Below are 21,975 nucleotides of genomic sequence, written 5' to 3'. Positions count from 1 at the left end.
CATGGCCGATACTGTGCCGACCAATGCATCTCGGCGGATTCGCCAAGCCTGTAAGACGATGATTGGACGTCGAAAAGGTCAGCAGCGACCAAGACCTGTCAACTCAGGTTGAGGGCCATGATCGCGTAGACATTTCGTAATGCCTCAACTCGACGAGCCACCGGTGGCCGGATAGCGCGTGTCGCCCGTCCATGCGCCGTCCGAGTAGATCTCAAACTTTCCAGCCTTGGCGCCATCAGTGTACGGATCGCGCGCGTCAGCAGCCCGCGCCCCGTCGGTGTAGACGTCGCGCTGAGCGAGGGCCCCGTTGCTGGAGGTTGCTGCGCTGGAAATGTTCGCGCCGAGAGAAATCAGCGCGGCTGCGATCAAGACGGTCTTCTTGGTGTGGTTCATTGCATTCTCCTGAAGTGGTTGGACTCAAAGGACTTGCTATGGGAGCCACTATAAGAATCCGCCCCTGACCGAGCGATGACGACCACATTACGAGAGCGTCATTCGGGCAAAGGATCGCGCAATAGTCGCGCTGATCCATGTCCTCCTGAATTCGACCATACATCGGAGGGCGCTTGACTCACATCAACCGCGCAAAATTGGCAGGTGCTTAAGCTTGTTCACCCGTTCGTAGGTTCAAAATGTGGTTGTCTGCCCATTTGAGCGTTTCGTAACAACGAAACCGCCATACGGCTGATGACGCTCTGGAGCGTTACTCCCGTTTCCATAGCCAACGCCGGAGGTGCGCATATGGCAAAAGGCAAGTCGAAGAAAAAGACCACTTCATCGGACGCCGAACACGTAACTGGCTTATCGTCCAGCCAGGCGCGAGTCGATGCTGCCAAAGGAGTCCAGGGTCGCGAGGACTACGAGGCGCAACTGCACCTGCTGCAAATTGAATTGGTCAAGCTTCAACGGCATTTCATCGGGTGTGGTGACCGCATCCTTGTCCTGCTGGAGGGGCGGGATGCGGCAGGCAAAGACGGCAGCATCAAACGCATTATCGAATTTCTCAGCCCCCGCGAGACGAGGGTGGTAGCGCTGGGTAAGCCGTCAGATCGCGAGCGCACCGGCTGGTATTTCCAGCGCTACGTGCCCCATCTTCCTCTCGCCGAAGAGTTTGTCCTCTTCAACCGCAGCTGGTACAACCGGGCAGGCGTTGAGAGCGTGATGGGCTTCTGCACTGCTGAGCAGTATGACGAGTTCATGTACTCCGTGCCCCACTTCGAGGAAATGCTCGTCAATTCCGGTATCAAGCTGCTTAAGTACTACCTCGACATCAGCAAAGCCGAGCAAGCTCGCCGACTTGCCGAGCGGCGCCGCGATCCGCTCAAGCAGTGGAAGACGAGCCCGGTCGACGCCGTGGCGTTGAAGCATTGGGATGCCTATACGACGGCACGCAACGCCATGCTGATGCATACGCACACGGCTGCCGCGCCATGGCACATCGTGCTCGCCGACGACAAGCGCACGGCCAGGCTCAACTTGATTCGTCACATCCTGTCGCGGCTGCACTACGCGGGCAAGAAGAACAAGCTGGTCGCTCCCGATCCTGAGGTCGTGTTCGAATTTTCGAAGGAGTGCCTCGATGCGAAACGTCTCGCATCCTGATGCTATCCAGCAGACGCAATCGATAAGGAGGAGACGCTTGAAGGTCGTCTGCGTGAGCGATGAAGGCAACTGAGCAATGCTACGCCTGAGCCTGCAGTCCGGTCTGCTCCGTGCCCTAACCCGGCGGGCCGACTCGCGCGCGTTCCCACTGGTGGTTGCCGGGGCAGCACTGGCGGCGGAACTGTCGATGTCGGTTCCATTTGCCAGCCTGCTGATGGCCGCAGTCCTGTTGGCGCCGCGCCGCTGGGTGTCCATCGCGACTTTGGCCAGCCTGGGGGCCGCTGTTGGCGCTCTCGTGCTGTACCTCGTCTTTCATCACCTGGGGTGGAACCGGTTGTTCGCTGCCTACCCGGACGTGGTGCGATCCACCGCGTGGCGTGATGCGACCCACTGGCTCGAACACTACGGCGTCGTATCGCTTTCGGTCATTGCCGCATTACCGGTGCCTCTCACCCCCGCTCTCATGTTTGCGGCGATCTCGCGACTTCCGGTCGCAGAGGTCATCGCCGCACTGTGGCTCGGCAAGTTGGCGAAATACCATGTTTACGCCTGGCTCGCCTCGCGATTTCCGGATCGGCTTGTGCGCCACGGCCGGCGCCATGTCGATACGTTGCGGGCAGTGCTCGGCAACGGCACGAAGGCTGACGGTGGCACAACCCCCACGCGGGGAGGGCGTCGGTAGCTCAATACACCATCGGGGCGCCTGTCTCACGTGGTGAACGCATTGATTGCCGGCAGCCGGCCGCGCTTTGGCGTGGTTGCGTTCTTGGCATGCCATGGCATCAATCTTCGCTCTATGTGCCTTGCGTTTTTTGGTCCGGTTTCCCCGTTGCAGTTGACTCCTCGATATTCGCGACGGGCTTGGGCGGAGGCATTGGCGTCACCTTCGCTGACAAAAACATGTCCAGGTCTTGGCGGTCAACCACTTCCTTCTCGAGAAGTAATTGGGCCAGAGCATCGAGCTTGGTCCGCTGTCCTTCCAGCGTCGCTTGTACGCGATGACTTGCTTCTGCCAATAGCTTACGGACTTCAGCATCAATCATCTGTGCGGTGCTCTCGCTGTATTCATTGCGTTCGCGCTGCATTAGCCCCGTCCCAGCAAAGAGCGGGTTCGGCATATTCTCGTACGTGGCCAGGCCCAGCTGGTCGCTCATGCCAAACTGGGTAATCATCTGCCGAGCCATGTCGGTTGCGCGCTGCAGGTCGTTCTGTGCGCCCGTGGATACGTCGCCGAAAATGAGCTGTTCCGCAATACGGCCACCGAGCAAGACATCGAGCCGGTCAAGCAGTTCGCTGCGCTTGAGCAGGTAGCGGTCCTCGGTTGGGGTCTGTTGCGTGTAACCCAACGCCGCAACGCCCCGCGGAATGATGGAAACTTTGGAGACACGGTCAGCCAGCGGCCGATGCTCCGCGACGATGGCATGTCCTGCCTCGTGGAATGCGATAGTTTCCTTCTCCTTCGGATTCATCACGCGGTTCTTTTTTTCCAGGCCGCCGACGATCCGGTCAAGCGCCTCGTCGAAATCTGCCATCTCGACCATTTGCTTGCTCTTGCGCGCGGCAAGGAGCGCGGCTTCGTTAACCAAGTTGGCAAGATCGGCACCTGCGAACCCCGGGGTCCGTCCGGCGAGTTTAGTCAGGTCGACCTCAGGAGCGAGGACAACGCCCTTGACGTGAACTTTGAGAATCTGCTCCCGTCCCTTGAGGTCAGGCCGGTCCAGTGCGACGTGGCGGTCAAAGCGACCGGGGCGAAGCAGGGCGGGGTCCAGTATCTCGGGTCGGTTTGTGGCGGCCATGATGATGACGCCTTTGTTGCTATCAAAACCGTCCATCTCGACCAGAAGCTGGTTCAGTGTTTGTTCGCGCTCCTCGTTGCCGCCGACCGCATTCAGTGCTCGCGTCTTTCCGAGTGCGTCAAGCTCATCAATGAAGATGATGCAGGGGGCTTTGGTTTCGGCTTGCTTAAAGAGATCGCGGACCCGTGCTGCACCCACACCAACGAACATCTCGACGAAGTCGGAGCCGCTCATGCTGAAGAATGGCACGCCGGCTTCGCCTGCCACGGCCTTTGCCAATAAGGTCTTGCCAGTGCCCGGGGCCCCAACCAGCAGCACGCCCTTGGGAATTTTTCCGCCCAGGCGCTGGTACCGCTGAGGATCTTTCAGGAAGCTAACAATCTCCGACAGCTCCTCCTTGGCTTCGTCGATTCCAGCCACGTCGGCAAAAGTCACGCCGGTCTCCTTTTGCATGTAGACCTTTGCCTTGCTCTTGCCAATTTCCATCATGCTGCCGGCGGCGCCGCCCACGCGCTTGATGAGAAAGCTCCAGATACCGAAAAAGATGACGGCCGGCACAACCCACGAGAGGATCGTGCTCAGCCATTTGTTGTCGGGCTGCCCGACGAAGCGCACCTTTGCCGCTTCGAGCTCCTGCACCAGCTCAGGATCGGCCACTCGAAGCGTGGAGAAGGCGTGGTCGCCCTTTGCCTCTCGGCGGATTTCCTCGATCTGCTGCTTGGCAAGGAGATTGTCGATACCTTCTGTCGAGAAGGTTCCGCTGATAGCCTGCTCACCAATAGCCACGTCCTTGAGCTTGCCAGCCTTCAGTAGGACCTTGAAATCGCTGTATGGGATCGTCTCGACATGCCCCGACACGAAGAGCGTCTGGATTGCAAGCATGGCCAGTATGGTCACGAGCACGTACCAGAGGGAGAACTGTTGCTGTCGCGGTTCCATGGGATTCTTCTCCAAGTCGACCTTATTGAAAGTGAGTCTGGTCTCCAATGCTGGGAAGGTTGGTGGGCGGCCTGGGTAGGCGCCGGACAACCGCGCATTGGTATGCGTTCCCAGTATTGACGCTTGGAAATCGCCGAGGTTGACCTTCATCAACCCGCGACATTGGGGCCGCGCGCGCGGGCGCAAGCGCCGTGGCTTCTCCATGGTTGTGCCCAGCCGATAGGGGATGTGTCGCGGAAAGCAAACATGACAAATCCATTACGGCGGCATGAGACTCAACAGCAACTTGCGCTGGCGCAAAGTATCGATCGCATACCCACCTAAAGTATTCCCAAGTCGCGTTGCTCATTGAGCATCCACACAGAATCAGAGGATTCCATGGCTGAGGTAACGAAGAACGAGCACCGTAGCGCATACCTGGTTGGCAGCGGCATTGCGTCATTGTCGGCTGCCGTGCTGCTGATTCGCGACGCAGGCTTCAAGGGGGAGAACATCCACATCTTGGAGGAACAGCAGGTGGCCGGTGGTGCGCTCGATGGCTCCGGTGATCCGCACAAAGGCTATGTAACTCGGGGCGGTCGCATGTTCACCGAAGAGACTTATGTCTGTCTGTGGAACGTGCTCGACAGCATTCCGTCGCTGGATGATCCGAAAATCAGTGTCAAGCAGCAGGCCTGGGCCTTCAACGCCGAATGGCGCTCGGATTCACACGCCCGGCTGATCGACGGGCAACGCCGTATCCTCGACGCTGCCGATCTGGGTTTCAACCTCCATGACCGGTTGGAGATCATGCGATTGCTGGCCACGCCAGAAGGGCTGCTGCATACGCTTCGCATTGAGGACTGTTTCTCGCCGCACTTCTTCGAGACCAACTTCTGGGCCATGTGGCGTACGACCTTCGCCTTCCAGAACTGGCACAGCGCGATCGAACTCAAACGCTATATGTTGCGCTTCTTGCAGGAGTTCCCGCGTATCCACACGTTGGCCGGCGTACGGCGCACGCCGCTGAACCAGTATGACGCGATCGTGCGGCCGATGGAGCAATGGCTGAAACAGCAGGGTGTGGTGTTCGAATATGGCACAAAGGTGGAGGATGTCGACTTTGTTGAAACCGGTGACGGCCGGCGAATTGGACTGCTGCGCGTGGTGCGCGGCGGACAGCCGATGGCCTATGACGTGCGGCAAGAGGATCTGGTGCTCATCACCATCGGCTCGATGACCGCCGACGCGTCTTATGGGGACGACCACCATGCACCGGAACTGGTGCGCGACAAACGCGATGGCGCCTGGACTCTGTGGGAGACCATGGCCCGTAAGGAACCTGGGCTCGGGCGGCCGAATGCGTTCTGTGGCAACGTCGACGAAAGCAAGTGGGAGTCGTTCACCTTGACGATGCGCAGCCCGGCGCTTGTGCACCGGATTGAGACCTTTACCGGCAATGCGCCAGGCACCGGCGGTCTGATGACGTTCAAGGATTCGAGTTGGCTGATGTCGATCGTCGTGCCTCACGCGCCGCACTTCGCCGGACAGCCGAAAGACATGTACACCCTGTGGGGCTACGGGCTCTTCGTGGACAACAAGGGCGATTACATCGACAAGACGATGGCCCAGGCAACCGGCCAGGAAATCCTCACCGAGCTGCTGCACCATTTGCATTGCGAGGACATTCTTGACGAGGTCTGTCGTACCACCACTGTGATCCCGGTGATGATGCCGTACATCACCAGCGAATTTGAGCGCCGCGAGCCTTCGGATCGGCCGCCAGTGATCCCGCACGGAGCGAAGAACTTCGCGCTGCTTGGGCAGTATGTTGAGATCCCTCAGGACGTAGTGTTCACCGTCGAATATTCGGTTCGCGGCGCGATGCACGCGGTTTATGGGCTGCTGGGCTTGAAGAACGAGATCCCGGCCATTTACCACGGGATTGCTGACCCAGGCGCTGCGTTTGCGGGCCTGAAGACGTTGTTGAGTTGAACCGTCGGACGGTTTACGGTTGATTTGTATCAACCGGAGGTTGGACATCCGCGCCTAGGCTGACTCTGTGTGACCGTTCCTCTCTTTGGGCAGAAATCATGTTCTTCCACTCCCGACATCTACGCCGCTGGGCAGCTCAAATGCTACTGGTGTGGCTGTTGGGTCTGGCCGTCGGCATCGCAAACGCGTGCGCTGTCGCGGATGCAGGTAAGGCCGCAGCGCCGGCATCTGGCCACGTGTCAGCCCACAGTCATGGACACCATGCGGATGCCGACGATGATGGCTGTGACGATAGCGGCAAGATTGCCTGCCACAGCTTCTGCGAAAAGTCCTCAACCAGCATTCCCCGTGTGCTGTCGGATCATGACAAGCCTCTCATTCCGGTGGCCGTGCCATTACCGATGAGCATGGCATCCACGCCGGAGGTGGACCGCTGCAGTGTGCACCGTCAGTCCAATCCCCGGCCAGCGGACAAGTTCGCGTCTATACCAATCGTCTTCCTCCGGTTGACGCTATAGCGCTCTGTCGCTGTTTGGCAGTGCGCGGCTTTGTCTTACGTATCGCCTTGACGCGCATCCAGTGCGGACACCGCCAAAGGTGCGTTGCAACACGCCGTTCCATCGTCAATGCACTGAACAAAAGCGGCCTTGGTCGGCATTCGCCCCGAGCGTCTCGATTGCGTTCTTTCTCTACTGCCGGAAAGTGTCTGGCGCTGTGTTGAACGCAGTCGCAGTGAGATTTTCAACGTCACCTCCTAAAAGGATTTCTTCCATGGACACTATCGAACTGAAGATCAAGGGCATGAGCTGCGGCTCCTGCGTCTCGTCGGTTACTCATGCACTGCAGCGAGTGCCTGGTGTGGATGCCGTCGACGTGGATCTGGCGCGCGGTATCGCGCGCGTCAGCGGTAACGCCCAGGCCGCGCCCGCAATGCTGGCCGCGCTGGCAGCAGCCGGTTACGAAGCCGAGTCGCTTAGCACTGGCGCCGGAGCGAAGACGGAGCATGCCCACCATGGTGACGTCCCAACCGGCACTGCTCACAAGAGCGGTGGATGCTGCCACTGATAGACCGCTAGGAGGGGCGGCCGGGCAGTGCACCGATCGGCGTCCCTAACCTTGACCTTGCGAAGGAGTTCTCATGTCGTCGCTTCGATCTCTCTCCAGGCACCGCCAGTCGGGCCGCATCGGTTCAGGGGCCATCTTCATTGCGTTTGCGTTGATTGCCCTGTTCTTCCTGTTCACCGAGCACCGGGCACATCTGTTCGGCTGGTTGCCGTTTCTTCTACTGCTGGCTTGTCCGCTGCTGCACCTCTTCCACGGGCACGGTGGCCATGGAGGGCACGCAGGTCACGAGGACCAGCCGCGCGGTTCCGATTCCGGAAGTAGCCGCCCATCGGGGTCGACGGCCAGCGAACAACCGCCCGTTCAGGGCGCTCAGCATCACCACCACTAAGTTCTTCTCAGAGGAGCGCCATCATGGACCAATCGACACCTCCCGCCTATGGCTTATGGTCGCTGGTAATCATCAATTCCCTCGTTTTCATCATCTTCGCGTTCAGCTTCGCCAAGCCACAAAGCCCGCGCGACTGGCGTTCGTTTGGCGCGTTCTCTGCGTTCCTGGTGGCGCTATTCACCGAGATGTACGGCTTCCCGCTGACGATCTACCTCCTGTCGGGTTGGCTGAGCGCGAAGTTCCCCGGCGTGAATTTCATGTCGCATGACGCTGGCCACCTGCTGGAGGTGATGTTCGGCTGGCGCGCCAATCCGCATTTCGGGCCGTTCCATCTGCTGAGCGCTATCTTCATCGGCGGTGGCTTTTGGCTATTGTCGGCCGCTTGGGCGGTGCTTTACCACAACCAGCGGAGCCATACGCTGGCGACCACCGGCGCCTACTCCCGTATCCGGCATCCGCAGTATGTGGGCTTCGTTTTGATCATGTTCGGTTTTCTACTGCAGTGGCCGACCATCCTGACACTGCTGATGTTCCCAGTGCTGGTGGTCATGTACGTGCGTTTGGCCATTACGGAAGAGAAGTGGGCGGAGCGCGAATTTGGGGAGGAGTGGGCGCACTATGCGTCGCACACCCCGCGGTTCATCCCGAATTTTGGCGACAAGCAAGCGGATCGCCACCACCACGCATGACAAAAAGGGGGAGGCGATGAAGCTCAGTTTTCACGGTGCGGCCGGCACAGTGACCGGCTCAAAGTATTTGGTGGAGCATCAGGGGCAGCGCCTGCTGGTTGATTGCGGGTTGTTCCAGGGCTACAAGCAGTTGCGATTGCTGAACTGGGAGCCGTTGCCGTTCAGCGCCGCCGACATCGATGCGGTGGTGCTGACACACTCCCATCTGGACCATGCCGGTGCGTTACCGTTGCTCGTGAAACAGGGCTTCCGGGGCCGGATTCTGGCGACGCCCTCGACAATCGAACTATGCGGTCTGCTGTTGCCCGACAGCGGGAGAATCCAGGAGGAGGACGCCGCCTATGCGAACCGGCATCACACCTCCAAGCACGCCACGGCTTTGCCGCTGTACACGGAGGACGACGCACGTCGCGCAATGGAACAGTTGCACCGATTGCCTTTCGACCAGTGTGTGGACGTCGTCCCCGACGTTACGGTGACCTTGCGCCCGGCTGGGCATATTCTCGGCGCGGCCTCGGCCGAACTGACAGCGGGGCAGACGACAGTGCTGTTCTCCGGAGACGTTGGCCGCCCCGACGACCCGGTGATGCGTGCGCCTGCGCCGGCTCCCAAGGCAGACTACATCGTTGTCGAATCGACTTATGGGGACCGGCTACACGAACCGGTACCCAATGCGCAGGCCGTGCTCGGTGAGGCGATTGCTCGCACAGCACACCGTGGCGGCATGGTCGTGATTCCGGCGTTTGCGGTGGGGCGTGCACAGTTGCTGCTGCATTTGATCCACAAGCTGAAGCAACAGGGCGCGATTCCAGACCTGCCTGTTTTTCTCGACAGCCCGATGGCAATAGATGCAACCGAGATCTATCACCGCCATCACGCCGAACATAAGCTGTCGCTCGAAGATTGCCTCGGGATGTACAAAGCTGCGCGCATGATCAGGACCCCGGAGGAATCGCGGGCGCTGGCTGGGCTGGCCCTCCCGGCTGTGATCATCTCGGCCAGCGGCATGGCCACCGGCGGCCGCGTGCTGCACCATCTGAAGCATCTGGCGCCGGACCGGCGCAACACCATCATCCTGGCCGGTTATCAGGCTGGGGGGACACGCGGCGCGCGGCTGCAGGCTGGTGAGCGAAGCCTGCGCATTCACGGTGAGGACGTCGCCGTGCGTGCCGAAGTGATTTCACTGCAGGGCATGTCGGCGCATGCCGATGCAAGCCAATTGATCGAGTGGCTGGGCAGTGCGCCAGCGGCGCCGCGCTCGGTGTTCGTCACCCATGGCGAGCCGGGGCCGGCTGATGCGATGCGCCAGCGCATCGAGCGGGAACTTGGGTGGTCCGCCAGCGTTCCGTTGTTGGGACAGCACGTGGAGTTCGATGTATGAGGAACCCTCGCCACAGGGCAAGTCTTGCCGTGCGTCGGATGGGCATCGAGACGCAGCAGGAATATGTCGTCTACATGCATCGAGACTGCCATGTTTGCCGCTCCGAGGGTTTCGAGGCGCAGACGCGAGTACTGATTAGCCTGAACGGACGCTCGATCATCGCCACGCTGAACGTTGTCGATCCGACCTTGCTGGAGTTGGGGGAGGCGGCGCTTTCGAACAGCGCGTGGCGAGCGCTGGCGCCCGCGCCGGGCGACCGGATCACGATCTCGCATGCCCCGACGCTGGACTCAATGAGCCAGGTGCGGGCGAAGATCTACGGCCACAGGCTCGACGCGTCGGCTCTGGACTCGATCATTAGTGACGTCGCCGCTGGCAGCTACCCTGGGACACATATCGCCGCTTTTCTAAGCGCCTGCGCCGGCGGGCGGATGGATTTGCAGGAGACGATCGATCTGACGCGAGCGATGCTGGCCGCGGGCAAGCGGCTCGACTGGGGGCATGCACCGATCGCGGACAAGCACTGTGTGGGTGGATTGCCGGGAAACCGCACGACGCCGATTGTCGTGTCGATCATCACCGCGGCCGGGCTCACGATGCCGAAGACGTCGTCAAGGGCCATTACCTCGCCGGCTGGCACCGCCGACGTGATCGAAACGATGACGCCGGTGGCGCTCGATTTGGAGCAGATGCGCCGCGTTGTCCAACGCGAGGGCGGCTGCTTTGTCTGGGGAGGCTCGCTGGCGCTCAGCCCGGCCGACGACATGTTGATCCGCGTCGAGCGCCCGCTGGACCTCGACAGCGACGCGCAGCTCGTGGCATCTGTGCTGTCGAAGAAGATCGCTGCCGGCGCTACCCACTCCGTGATCGATGTGCCGGTCGGGCCGACCGCCAAGGTGCGCAGTGACGCAGACTACGAGTGCCTGAAGCAAATGCTGGAGCAGGTAGCGCAGGCCTTTGATTTGCACTTGCAGGTAGTGCGTACGGACGGGACGCAGCCGGTGGGCCGTGGCATTGGTCCCTCACTGGAGGCGCACGACGTGCTGGCAGTCCTTCAGCGTGCCGAGCGCGCGCCCGAGGATCTGAGCGTGCGCGCTGTCGCATTGGCTGGACAACTGTTGGAATTTTGCGGTCACAGCGAGCCGGGTACTGGCGTCTTGGTCGCTCAGCGGTTGCTTGATAGCGGCGCCGCGTGGGCCAAATTCCAGGCGATCTGCAAAGCGCAAGGGGGCTTACGCGAGCCGCAGCGGGCGCGGCTACGCGAGCCTGTGCTGGCCGAACGTGACGGGATGGTACGTGAGATCGACAGCCGGCGGTTGGCTCGCGTGGCCAAGCTCGCCGGGGCACCGAAGGCACCCGCTGCCGGGCTCGAACTGCATGTCAAGCTGGGGGATCGCGTCGAGCGAGGTATGCCGCTGTTCACCGTGCATGCCGAAGCGCTCGGCGAGTTGGACTACGCGTTCGACTACCTGGAGGCTCACCCGCTGATCGATGTGGGAGATTCGAGATGACGCCACTGATTTTTGCCATGCCGGGCAATGAAGCGATGGCAGAGAAGCTGGCTTCGGCGTTGGGCGCAGAGCGCGGGACTACGACGGTGCGGCGCTTTCCGGATGGAGAGTCGTATGTGCGGGTGGAGTCTGCCGTGGAGGGGCGGCGGGTCGCCATCGTCTGCACGCTAGACCGGCCGGACGACAAGCTGATTCCGTTGCTGCTGTTGGCGGCGGCCGCCCGGGAGAACGGTGCGACCGACGTTGGTCTGGTCGCACCTTACCTCGCCTACATGCGACAGGATAGTTGCTTCCAGCCGGGTGAGACGGTGAGTGCACGGCATTTTGCAGCCTGGTTGTCGCGTGGATTTGATTGGCTGGCAACAGTCGATCCCCACTTGCACCGCATCACCAAGTTGTCGCAGGTCTATGTAATCCCAACGCGTCACGTCCACGCGGCGCCGGCTGTGGCGGCATGGCTGCGCGCCCATGTGACACGCCCGGCGCTTGTGGGCCCTGACGAGGAGAGCAACCAATGGGTGGCCGATGTCGCAAGCAGGGCGGACGCGCCCATGGTGGTGCTGCACAAGGTCCGCAAAGGTGACCGGGATGTCGAGGTTTCGGTGCCGGATGTGGAGCGCTGGCGCGACCACACGCCGGTGCTGGTCGATGACATTGTCTCCACCGGTCGCACGATGGCCGAGACCATTGGTCATCTGCGGCGCGCGGGCTTGGCCGCGCCTGTGTGCATCGCGATTCACGCGGTGTTTTCAGGCAACGCGGTTCAGGATTTGGAGTCCACTGGGGCCGGGCTGGTGGTGAGCTGCGACACGGTTGTCCATCCCACCAATGGAATCTCCGTTGCCCCGGACCTAGCGTCCGCGGTTCGTGAACTCATGCAAGACCCCGGGGGTGCCACATGAGTGCCAAGACTCCGCACGTTCACTTCGAGATAGATCTGGCCGGATTTTGCAAAGCCGCGATTCCGATGTCGGGTTGGCGCTTCATCGTGTCAATTGGCGGAGAGGACCGCGACGAGCCATCAACCCAACGGGAGGGCAAGAGATGAACAGCACCAAGGCATTTATTGGCAGCGTTCCTTCGACCGACACCGAGCCGGCGCTACGCATCCTGCGTCGGTTGCTCGCTGGGATGGAGAAGCCGCCCGCACTGCGGCTGTGGAACGACACGCTGCACGGGCACGATACGGCGGTCGATTTCACGTTGGTGGTGCGGGACCCCAGCCTGTTGCGTCAGTTGGTGGTGGCGCGCAGTCCCCTTTTATTGGCTGACGCGTACTTTCGGGGCGTGCTCGACATCGAGGGAGACCTGTACGGCGCGCTCCGGTTGAAGAACCATTTCGAGTCGATCCAGTTGTCGTGGCGCGACAAGCTCGCGCTGTTAAAGGACGCGTTAATGCTGCCCGCTCCGGACCTGGGTGAGATCAAACCGGATGCGGGCTTCGCATCCCGGGTCGCCCGGCGCTTCGCGCACCGGCATTCGCGCCACAGCGATCGCGCCGCGATCTCGTTCCACTATGACGTGTCCAACAAGTTCTATGGGTTGTGGCTGGACGAGGAGCGGGTGTACTCCTGCGCCTACTTCGAGCAGCCCTCCGATTCGCTGGACACGGCGCAGCGCAACAAGCTTGAGCACGTTTGCCGCAAGCTGCGCCTGCGGCCCGGCGAACGGCTGCTGGATATCGGCTGCGGCTGGGGGGCGCTCGTATGTTGGGCCGCGCGCGAGCACGGTGTGCACGCCCACGGCATCACCCTAAGCGAGCGACAGCTCGAATACGCCCGCGAGCGCATTCGGATCGAAGGGTTACAGGATCGCGTCACGGTGGAGTTGCGCGATTACCGTGATCTGGAAGGCGAGGGTGTCTACGACAAGGTTTCCAGCATCGGGATGTTCGAGCACGTCGGCCTGCGCAACCTGCCGGCCTACTATGCGGTGGTGCGTCGGATGCTCAAGCCGGGCGGCCTATTCTTGAACCACGGCATCACGCACGACGAGGAAGGGTGGAACAAGACAGCTGCCACCGAGTTCATCAATCGCTATGTATTTCCCGACGGCGAGCTTGATTGCATCAGCAACATCCAACTCGGCATGGAGCGCGCGGGCTTTGAGATCCATGACGTCGAGGGACTGCGCCCGCACTACGCGATGACCTTACGGCACTGGGTGCATCGCCTGGAGGCTCAGCGCGATGCGGCGATCGCTGAAGTTGGAGAAGCCGCCTATCGCGTCTGGCGCCTGTACATGGCGGCCTGCGCGTTGGAGTTCGAGGCCGGTGGCTCCGGCATCTATCAAATCCTGGCGTCCAATCGCCACCCGGGTAAATGGCCTGTGCCGATGACACGGCGTGATCTGTACCGCAGTCGACCGCATTGGGATTGGGGGAACTAGCGCTATGTGCTTTTCCGCGACGGCCAGCTTTGGCTCCGGCACGCTACTGCTGGCAATCGGCACCGTGACGCTGCGTATGGCGCGCTGCCCGGCGGAGCGCCCTTATGCCGCCATCCCATTGCTGTTTGCGATCCAGCAGCTTGTCGAGGGGGTGGTCTGGCTCAGTTTTGGTGGCCCCGCTTGGCTTAACTTTGTTGCTACGCAGGTGTACTCATTTTTCTCCCACGTACTGTGGCCGGTGTACGTCCCCTTAGCGGCATGGCTGCTAGAGCCCCGGGGTCCGCGCCGCCGAGGGTTGTTGGCCTTTGTGGTTATGGGTCTGGCTGTGGGTGCATACCTGTTGTACAGCCTGGTGGTCAACCCGATTCAGGCGCGCCCGATGGCAGGCCATGTGGACTACCAGTCCCCGCATTTCTACATTGTCGCGTCGATGACGCTGTACCTGCTTTCCACGACGGTGAGCCTGTTGCTCTCCAGCCATGTTTGGGTCAAGGTGTTCGGGGCGCTCACGCTGGCCGCTTCGTTCACCGCCTACGTTTTCTATGCCCATTGGTTCATTTCGGTGTGGTGCTTCTTCGCCGCGCTGCTGAGTGGCGCTGTCGCACTGCACTTCATCGCACTGCGTTCGATTCCCCAACAACGGATTCCCTCATGAGCACAACCAACACATTCGAGGTGGCAGGGCTACTATCGCCGCTGGCAGCGCGCGGCGTCGAAAAGCACCTAGCGCAGATGCCGGGCATTGAGCATGTCTCGGTCAACGCGGTGGCCGGATCGGCCACGGTGACGTACGACCAGGGGCGCATTGATCCGGAACGCATCCGGGCGGCAATCCAGGACTGCGGGTACCACTGTGCGGGCGAAATGTTGCCCCGGCACATGTGCGGGCCGATGGAGCATGCTGTGGCGCCGGCACACGCGCACGGCCATATTCAGCACGAGCATCCTGAGCGGCACGTACATGCCGCTGGTGGGCCGGCCACAGCGGAGGCGCCCGTCGCGCACGACCACGCCGCGATGGCTCACGGTGGCATGGATGCAATGGCCCACGAGATGGGCCATGGCCCCGGTATGGATGCCAAGGGGATGGCGCGCGACATGCGCAACCGTTTCTGGGTCTGCCTGGCGTTTACGGTGCCGATCTTCCTGTATGCCCCGATGGGCATGGATTTCATCAAGCTGAAGCCACCGTTCGGCTTGGATTTGGGGCTGTGGCTGTTCCTGCTCGCCACCGCTGCGGTGATCTACCCCGCGTGGCCGTTCTTCGTCGCCGCCGCGCGTGCGTTGCGCAATGGCGTGCTCAACATGGCGGTGTTGGTGGTGCTGAGCGTCGGCACCGGCTACGTCTTCAGTGTCGGCAGCACCTTCATTTTCGGCGGTGCGCAGTTCTATGAGGCTGTGTCGGTGTTGCTGGTGTTCATTCTGCTGGGCCACTGGCTGGAGATGCGCGCGCGCGCAGGAGCGTCGGAAGCCATCCGCGCGCTGATGGATTTGGCCCCGCCAAAGGCCACTGTCTTGCGCGCCGGCAAGGAAGTGACTGTGGCGACCGCCGAAGTGCTGCTCGACGACATCGTCCTGGTGCGTCCTGGCGACAAGATTCCGGTTGACGGCGAGGTGCTCGAGGGCGGTTCTCAGGTGGACGAATCGATGCTCACCGGCGAGTCGATGCCGGTGAAGAAGATGGTGGGCGACAAGGTGATTGGCGCGACGATCAACAAGAGCGGCAGCTTCCGTTATCGTGCGACCAAGGTGGGTGCCGACACCGCGTTGGCGCAGATCGTCAAACTGGTGCAGGAGGCGCAGAATTCCAAAGCGCCAGCGCAGTTGCTGGCCGACCAGGCCTCACAATGGCTGGTCGTGATCGCCTTCCTGATCGGTGTGGCCACTTTCGCTGTCTGGTACTTCGTGCTCGGGCAGCCGGTACTGCTGGCACTGACACTCACGATCACGGTGTTTGTGATTGCCTGCCCAGATGCACTGGGGTTGGCGACGCCGATGGCGGTGATGGTGGGTACCGGCCTGGGCGCGATGAACGGCATCTTGTTCAAGAATGCTGCGGCGCTGGAGGACGCGACACGGCTAAATGTGGTGATCTTCGACAAGACCGGCACCCTGACGCTTGGCGAGCCGGAAGTGGTCGATATAGCGGTGGCCCGGGACGTAACGCCAGACGACCTGCTGCGCGTTTCAGGCTCGGTCGAAAAGCTCTCCGAACACCCGCTTGCGGTCGCGATCCTCAAGCGTGCCGGCGCACTGGCCTCCGAAGCGGTGACGGATTTCACCAACATCGATGGGCAGGGCACGCAGGCGGTGGTGGCCGGTCGGCTGGCCCTGCTCGGTAATCGGCGGTTGATGGAGGCCAATGGCGTTGACCTTGGCGCGCTCAAGGCAGATGCCGACCGTCTGCAGGGCCAAGGCCGCACCGTGGTGCACGTCGCACACGGCGGTCGCCTGATCGGTTTGATCGCGATCGCCGACGCAGTGAGGCCGTCTTCGGCCGAGACGATCAAGGCACTGCATGGCCGCGGGGTGCAGGTCGCAATGCTAACCGGTGACAACCGTTCGACCGCTGAGCGCATTGCGAAGGAATTGGGCATCGACATCGTGCTGGCCGACGTGCTGCCGGGCGACAAGGCCGCAAAGGTCAAGGAACTGCAGGGGCAGGGCAAGAAGGTCGGCATGGTGGGCGATGGCGTCAATGATGCTCCGGCGCTGACGCAAGCCGACGTGGGCTTCGCGATCGGTGCGGGCACCGATGTCGCGATGGAGAGTGCCGATGTGGTCCTGATGAAAAGCGATCCGCTGGATGTGGTCGGTGCGATTGAACTGTCCCGCGCGACCTTGCGAAAGATGCATCAGAACCTGTGGTGGGCGGTCGCCTATAACGTAGTGGCGTTCCCGTTGGCGGCCGGCGTACTCTACCCATTCACGATCAGCCCCGAGGTGGCGGCGATTACCATGTCGGGCAGCTCTGCGCTAGTGGCGATTAACGCGCTAATGCTCAAGCGAACCCGGCTGACTGGAATCCGACGCGCAAGCGCGGCGACGGTCCACAACGGCGTGACCGCTCCGGTGGCCGCTCACGGCGCGGGCTGAAGGCATCATGCTTAATCAATCGTCCGCCACTCCCGCACCCCTCGATGCGCGGGCCGTCAGGCCAGCGTTGGTCGTGCTGCTTGCTCTGGTATTTGTTGTCTCTCTCGGCTATGGAGTCGGGCTGCCGTTGCTGCAGTTGTATCTGGCGCAGTACCTGCCTGGTGCGACGCGGCAAACGCTGGCGTGGCACGTTGGCATGCTGGGAGGAATCTACACGCTCGCGCTGTTCATCTTTGCGCCGTGGTGGGGCCGCCAGTCGGATCATCGTGGGCGGGCGGCGGCGCTGACTACCGGCTTCGCTATGTTTGTGCTGGGAACCGCGATGGTCGCGCTAATACCCAGTCTCATGGCGATCTATGGCGGTCGATTGATCGCCGGGGCGGGGGCAGCGGCTATCGTGCCCGGTGCCCAGGCCTATGTGACCGACATCAGCAATACCGAGGACAGGAGTCGGCGCTTTGTGCTGATCGGTAGTGCATCGTTCGTTGGCTTTCTCGCGGGCCCCGCGTTCGGTAGTTGGCTTGCCGGGCCGCTGATGGGCATGCCTGCAGGCCAGATGCCCAGTATGGTCAACTGGCCCGCGTTGGTGGTCGCATCGGTCGGACTGCCACTTCTGTTGGCGGTTCGCCGCTGCCTGAGCACGACCAAGCCGATCTTGCTCGACAGCGGCTCGGTGCAGATGACCCGGCAGCGCAAGCGCTTCGTTGCTGTATCGATGCTGTTAGCCCTGCTGGCGTCCTTTGCCGCAGGTACCTTCGAAGTCGGCTTCAGCCTGTTTGGTGGCCAGACACTGCGCCTACCCAACTCGATGATTGCGGTGATGTTTGTCACGTGCAGCCTGGCGATGCTCGCCGCGCAGGCTTTGCTGCTGCTTCCGGCAGTGCGCAAGCATATCGACCATCGCTGGGTTGCCGGCGCATTTGCCGGCTCAGCGGTGGCACTGGGCTTTGCCGCACTGGTGCCCGATGCCGCCGCGCTTGGGCTGCTAATCGCCGTGGTGGCTACCGGCGTCGGCATGATTGGACCGGTGCTGTCTTATGAGTTGCTGGAAGGTGACCGTAGTTTCGCTGGGTCGCTGTTGGCAAGGCAGGCAGCCGCAGGCAACCTGGGGCAGGCACTAGGTTCGGTGAGTGCCGGTACCCTGTTTGGATGGAATACGTTCGCTCCATTTTGGGCAGCGGCGGCTGTGTTGCTGCTTGGTAGTGTGGCTGCACTGCGTTGGTGGGGCGCGGCGCGGCAGGCTGAACGTCAGCCAGAGCAGCGCAGCTTTCAAGCAGAAGGAGAAAGGCAGACGAGGGAAGGGCGGGGCGCATGAACAACAATGAAAATTCCTCGTGCTATGTGCGCGCATTGTGCTTTTGAGGCCGCTTTCCAATGGCAGCGCACCGAACCGGCAATTCGTGGATGGTGTAACACGTGACGGCGGATGTGACCTATCAGCGCCATTTGCTCCTTCCAATTGAACTGGGGTTCAAAGCCGTTATTGCATAGCTCGACAGGCTTGCGCGCATTCCTCACACGCACGTGCGCAAGTTTGACAGTGGTCGTGTGCATGCTTCGCGCACTCTGCGCCGCATTTCTGACAGATGGTTGCGCATAATACGCAAACGGCTTTGGCTTGGCTGCTGCCGCGTGCCATATAACCAACGGCAGTCTGGCACAACTCCGCGCAATCGAGATCCAGGCGAATACAGTCGGCAAGTTCCGCCGGGCTTGGCTCGTTGAGGCAAGCCACAGCACAGTGCAAGCATGTGACCTGACACGCGTTACAGGCGTCGAGACATTCTTGATAGGTTTGGTGAGACATCGTCGTTCTCCTGGGTGGTTGGCGTACCGACATGGCATGCGCACCCACGAGAAAGCAAGGACGGCGCCTTGTGCCAAAGAGGCGGGGCACGTTGAGTCGCAAATGGCCAGATCTGTCCGAACCGTAATCGGACCGCCATGTGGCGGTCATGTGCGCTTTCCGCCAGTGGCCCATGGTGAACCGAAGTGTTCGCGCTCTCGGCGGAATGCGGTCGGCACGTGGAGACGCGCGTGCGCCACGACGACCACAAGGCCATGTCGCGGGGGTGTGCCGGATCGCATTGGGCAGCAAATCACCAACGTAGCAGCGCCACAGCAAAGTGGTCTAGAACTAGCCTCTGGTGGACGGTGTCGAGCCGGTGCCGAACCCGTACACCTCTATGCGTCGTGACATCACCCAGCGGGCGCTACCGCGCGCACCAACAACTTCGGTACGCATTGCCATATCGTGCTGTTTTGGGACACCGATTACCATCTCATCGCACGCTAGTTGCTCGTGGGTGGTCTGACCTGCATCAACAGGCTCCGTGTGCAACGACTTAAGCTAAATGCACATTCCCAAGAAACGGAGGTGCGCCATGTCCGCAAGTCGCCGCGCATTGCGAGGCTCAGTCACCGTCCTGTTCGCGATTCTGAGCGAGATCGCTCTCGGCCATCCAAAGCTGGTTTCATCGAGACCAGCGAACAATTCTGAAGTGGCCGCCCCAAAGCGAATCGAATTGAGATTTTCAGAGGAACTTGTATTCCCGCCTTCGGGAGGTAATCTAGTTATGGCGTGGCTGCCGGGCCGGGCGCTTCACGGGCCGATGAAGATTCCGGCTGAAGTATCGCGTGGCGGAGACGCCAAGACGGTCGTTATTCAGCCGACTCAACCTCTCATGGCTGGTTCCTATCGCGTTGACTGGCAAGCGGTCTCATCCGATGGGCATCCTGTCAATGGCAGGATCGTATTCCGAGTACGATGAAGCGCCGATCCTCATCGTTTGAGTCCATCGGAGTGGCGCGCGAAACCGGCGGCTGTTTCGGTTTGCGACCCAAAATGCCCGCCAAGCCCGGCTTGGCAGTAGTCGCCGCAGTGTGCAAAGAACTATACAGACAATATTGCGGCATCGATGCAACGCGGTAGGCGGATAGAGAACCGTGTGCGCCCGTCAATGCGCGCAACGGTGATGGTGCCGCCGTGCGCCGCAACGATCGCTTTGGTGATGGCCAAGCCAAGGCCGGCACTTTCCGACTCGGGCCGCGCGCGCGATTTGTCCGCCCGGAAAAAGCGCTCGAAGATAAATGGCAGCAGCTGCGGCGCGATCTCGCTGCCGTCGTTGTCTACCGAAACCGTCATGCCGTCGCGATCATCACTGACCGAGACGACCACGCGGCCATGTCGCGGGGTGTGCCGGATGGCGTTGGAGAGCAGGTTGCTCAACGCACGGCGCAGCATGAGCCGGTCTCCTGTGACGTGTCCATCGCCCCGCGTTTCGAGCAGGACAGCCTTGTCTTCTGCAAGCGCGTCATAGAAATCGAACAACGCGCGGATTTCGTCAGCGATGCGGATGTCTTCGGCGCTTGGCAGCGTCAGGCTGTGCTCCATCTTGGCGAGGTACAGCATGTCGGACACCATGCGTGCCAGGCGCTGCAGTTCCTCCGCATTGGAGGTCAGCACATCGCGATACTTCGTGCCCTCGCGCGGCTGGGATAGCACGACCTCCGTCTGCGTGAGCAGGTTCGTGATAGGCGTACGCAGTTCATGGGCGATGTCGGTCGAGAAGTCCGACAAGCGGCGGAAATCGTTCTGCAGGCGCTCCAACATGCCGTTCAGGGTCGCGGCAAGGTCCGCCACTTCGACTGGCACGGTATCAACAGGCATGCGTTCATCGAGCTTGTCGGCAGTCACCGTGCGCGCCCGCGAGGCCATGGTGCGCAAAGGCGCCAGGCCTCGGCGTGCAGCCCACCAGCCGAATAGGCCCGTGGCCAGCGCTGCGACGGCGATATAGAAAGCGAGCGTCCCGCGGAAGGTGTGGAGGAAGTGGGCGTGAATGTCCGTGTTGATCCCCAGCAGGACATCAAGCTCGCCCGATGATCCATCTCGCAGTGGGATGGCCGCGTGCATGCCCCGATATTGCTGACCGCCTTGCGCCCAAACGAGGGTTTCGCTGGTATGCCGCAACTGCGCCAGCGCTTGCGTTGCCGCTTGAAAATCGAAATCCTGGGTTACGTACAGCATGTGCCCGTCCGAACCCTGGATACGAGCTACGAGATCGGTGCGATGTTGGATTGCCTCGCGGATGCGTTCGGGGACCTGTTCGGCGGGACTCGATTCGACAATCTTTTCAATGACGCTGACGTTCTCGCGCAGCGCGGTGTAGTCCTCCACCGCAAAGTGCTGATCCATGGCCAGCGCAATCACCACGCCCAGGCCCAGCAAGACGGCTGCCGAACACAGCGAGAAATACGCGGTGAGCCGAGTGGTCAGGGAGAACTGCCCCATCAGGCCGCGTCCTCGGGCGCTTCCAGTACATAACCCATGCCGCGTACCGTTTGGATCAGCTTCGGCTCGAAGTGGTCGTCGATCTTGGCGCGCAACCGGCGAATGGCGACGTCGATCACATTGGTATCACTGTCGAAGTTCATGTCCCAGACCTGCGAGGCGATCAGGGAGCGAGGCAAGACCTCGCCACGGCGGCGGACCAGCAGCTCCAGCAGGGAGAACTCCTTGCTCGTCAGCGGGATCTTCTGGCCTCCGCGTGAGGCACGACGGCGAGCCAAATCCAGCACAAGGTCGGCCACTTGGATTCGGTCGGACGAGACGGCACCGGTTCCCCGGCGCAGCAGCGTGCGGACCCGGGCTAGCAACTCAGCAAACGCGAATGGCTTCACCAAGTAGTCGTCGGCGCCCATTTCAAGGCCTTTGACGCGGTCGGCCACGCTGTCGCGGGCGGTCAAGAACAACACCGGCACCGCCTGTTCCGCAGCGCGCAACGATTGGACGATCTGCCAGCCATCCACGTCAGGCAGCATCACGTCCAGCAACAGCAAGTCGTAGTCGCCCGACATGGCCAGATGGCGGCCGTCAGTACCGTTGCGTGCCAGATCGACCACAAAGCCGGCTTCGGTCAGGCCTTGCTGCAGATACTCTCCGGTTTTGGGCTCGTCCTCGACGACCAACAGTTTCATATCGCGCCTGAATCACTTCCTATGATTTATGGGCTGTAGAGTACCGCGCTGCAGGCGGCATCACACCAAGATGACGGATTTGTAATGTTTCAGTCAGGTCGGGGTAGCCTGGCGCTGGGTAGCCTGCACCCACCTTTCAGAGTCGGACATTTTGTTAAGGAAATCTCGA

19 protein-coding genes are annotated in these 21,975 nt (G+C 61.4%); 14 read left to right on the top strand and 5 right to left on the bottom strand.

Features of this window, described 5'->3' with window-relative positions; genetic code table 11:
* Positions 1 to 144: 144 nt before the first annotated feature.
* Positions 145 to 393 (bottom strand): hypothetical protein, encoded by a 249-nt coding sequence (locus ACUXH0_RS14865; protein WP_004635173.1) that lies wholly within the window; start codon positions 391 to 393, stop codon positions 145 to 147.
* Positions 394 to 741: 348 nt separating this feature from the next.
* Between ACUXH0_RS14865 and ppk2 the strand changes: the two genes are divergently transcribed.
* Together ppk2 and ACUXH0_RS14855 are read left to right on the top strand one after the other, a co-directional pair.
* Complete coding sequence (gene ppk2, locus ACUXH0_RS14860) at positions 742 to 1,602, top strand: polyphosphate kinase 2 (RefSeq protein ID WP_004635170.1); 861 nt, start codon at positions 742 to 744, stop codon at positions 1,600 to 1,602.
* Between the two features lie 76 nt (positions 1,603 to 1,678).
* Positions 1,679 to 2,284 (top strand): YqaA family protein, encoded by a 606-nt coding sequence (locus ACUXH0_RS14855; protein ID WP_009241693.1) that lies wholly within the window; start codon positions 1,679 to 1,681, stop codon positions 2,282 to 2,284.
* 112 nt (positions 2,285 to 2,396) lie between these two features.
* Here the strand turns inward: ACUXH0_RS14855 and ftsH are convergent, their stop codons facing one another.
* On the bottom strand, positions 2,397 to 4,337 hold the full coding sequence (ftsH, locus tag ACUXH0_RS14850) for an ATP-dependent zinc metalloprotease FtsH (RefSeq protein WP_009241692.1): 1,941 nt from the start codon (positions 4,335 to 4,337) through the stop codon (positions 2,397 to 2,399).
* Between the two features lie 378 nt (positions 4,338 to 4,715).
* Here ftsH and ACUXH0_RS14845 point away from each other — a divergent pair, with 378 nt between their 5' ends.
* The 11 genes from ACUXH0_RS14845 (at position 4,716) to ACUXH0_RS14795 (ending at position 18,144) form a co-directional block, all read left to right on the top strand.
* The gene (locus ACUXH0_RS14845) at positions 4,716 to 6,311 is read left to right on the top strand and encodes an oleate hydratase (RefSeq protein WP_004635167.1); all 1,596 of its coding nucleotides are present in this window, start codon (positions 4,716 to 4,718) and stop codon (positions 6,309 to 6,311) included.
* A gap of 771 nt (positions 6,312 to 7,082) precedes the next feature.
* A complete protein-coding gene (locus ACUXH0_RS14840; protein WP_004635162.1) occupies positions 7,083 to 7,376 on the top strand; it encodes a heavy-metal-associated domain-containing protein in 294 nt (97 codons plus the stop codon).
* Between the two features lie 73 nt (positions 7,377 to 7,449).
* The gene (locus tag ACUXH0_RS14835; protein ID WP_004635160.1) at positions 7,450 to 7,764 is read left to right on the top strand and encodes a DUF2933 domain-containing protein; all 315 of its coding nucleotides are present in this window, start codon (positions 7,450 to 7,452) and stop codon (positions 7,762 to 7,764) included.
* Positions 7,765 to 7,787: 23 nt separating this feature from the next.
* Positions 7,788 to 8,453, top strand: a complete 666-nt coding sequence (locus ACUXH0_RS14830) for a methyltransferase family protein (protein WP_004635159.1) — start codon at positions 7,788 to 7,790, stop codon at positions 8,451 to 8,453.
* A gap of 16 nt (positions 8,454 to 8,469) precedes the next feature.
* On the top strand, positions 8,470 to 9,834 hold the full coding sequence (locus ACUXH0_RS14825; protein ID WP_004635157.1) for an MBL fold metallo-hydrolase: 1,365 nt from the start codon (positions 8,470 to 8,472) through the stop codon (positions 9,832 to 9,834).
* The gene (locus ACUXH0_RS14820) at positions 9,831 to 11,345 is read left to right on the top strand and encodes a thymidine phosphorylase family protein (protein WP_004635154.1); all 1,515 of its coding nucleotides are present in this window, start codon (positions 9,831 to 9,833) and stop codon (positions 11,343 to 11,345) included. Before ACUXH0_RS14825 ends, ACUXH0_RS14820 begins: the two co-directional genes overlap by 4 nt.
* Positions 11,342 to 12,247: a ribose-phosphate pyrophosphokinase gene (locus ACUXH0_RS14815; RefSeq protein ID WP_004635153.1), complete on the top strand. Its 906-nt coding sequence runs from the start codon at positions 11,342 to 11,344 to the stop codon at positions 12,245 to 12,247. Before ACUXH0_RS14820 ends, ACUXH0_RS14815 begins: the two co-directional genes overlap by 4 nt.
* A 142-nt stretch (positions 12,248 to 12,389) precedes the next feature.
* Positions 12,390 to 13,733: an SAM-dependent methyltransferase gene (locus ACUXH0_RS14810; protein WP_009241691.1), complete on the top strand. Its 1,344-nt coding sequence runs from the start codon at positions 12,390 to 12,392 to the stop codon at positions 13,731 to 13,733.
* Between the two features lie 4 nt (positions 13,734 to 13,737).
* Positions 13,738 to 14,388, top strand: a complete 651-nt coding sequence (locus ACUXH0_RS14805) for a DUF6629 family protein (protein WP_004635145.1) — start codon at positions 13,738 to 13,740, stop codon at positions 14,386 to 14,388.
* Positions 14,385 to 16,829: a heavy metal translocating P-type ATPase gene (locus ACUXH0_RS14800; RefSeq protein WP_004635142.1), complete on the top strand. Its 2,445-nt coding sequence runs from the start codon at positions 14,385 to 14,387 to the stop codon at positions 16,827 to 16,829. Before ACUXH0_RS14805 ends, ACUXH0_RS14800 begins: the two co-directional genes overlap by 4 nt.
* 73 nt (positions 16,830 to 16,902) lie before the next feature.
* Complete coding sequence (locus ACUXH0_RS14795; protein ID WP_235202023.1) at positions 16,903 to 18,144, top strand: MFS transporter; 1,242 nt, start codon at positions 16,903 to 16,905, stop codon at positions 18,142 to 18,144.
* Positions 18,145 to 18,309: 165 nt separating this feature from the next.
* Here the strand turns inward: ACUXH0_RS14795 and ACUXH0_RS14790 are convergent, their stop codons facing one another.
* A complete protein-coding gene (locus ACUXH0_RS14790; RefSeq protein WP_012435756.1) occupies positions 18,310 to 18,636 on the bottom strand; it encodes a four-helix bundle copper-binding protein in 327 nt (108 codons plus the stop codon).
* 577 nt (positions 18,637 to 19,213) lie between these two features.
* Between ACUXH0_RS14790 and copC the strand changes: the two genes are divergently transcribed.
* A complete protein-coding gene (gene copC / locus ACUXH0_RS14785) occupies positions 19,214 to 19,600 on the top strand; it encodes a copper homeostasis periplasmic binding protein CopC (protein ID WP_009277764.1) in 387 nt (128 codons plus the stop codon).
* Positions 19,601 to 19,722: 122 nt separating this feature from the next.
* Here copC and ACUXH0_RS14780 read toward each other — a convergent pair whose 3' ends face one another.
* Together ACUXH0_RS14780 and ACUXH0_RS14775 are read right to left on the bottom strand one after the other, a co-directional pair.
* Complete coding sequence (locus ACUXH0_RS14780; RefSeq protein ID WP_009241690.1) at positions 19,723 to 21,120, bottom strand: heavy metal sensor histidine kinase; 1,398 nt, start codon at positions 21,118 to 21,120, stop codon at positions 19,723 to 19,725.
* Positions 21,120 to 21,806: a heavy metal response regulator transcription factor gene (locus ACUXH0_RS14775; protein ID WP_012435757.1), complete on the bottom strand. Its 687-nt coding sequence runs from the start codon at positions 21,804 to 21,806 to the stop codon at positions 21,120 to 21,122. The genes ACUXH0_RS14780 and ACUXH0_RS14775 overlap by 1 nt, the downstream gene beginning before the upstream one ends.
* Positions 21,807 to 21,975 lie beyond the last annotated feature (169 nt).

This window comes from Ralstonia sp. 110700041-2 (assembly GCF_056280165.1).
The sequence above is the reverse complement of the archived record's forward strand: the minus strand, read 5'-3'. Positions and strand labels throughout refer to the sequence as shown.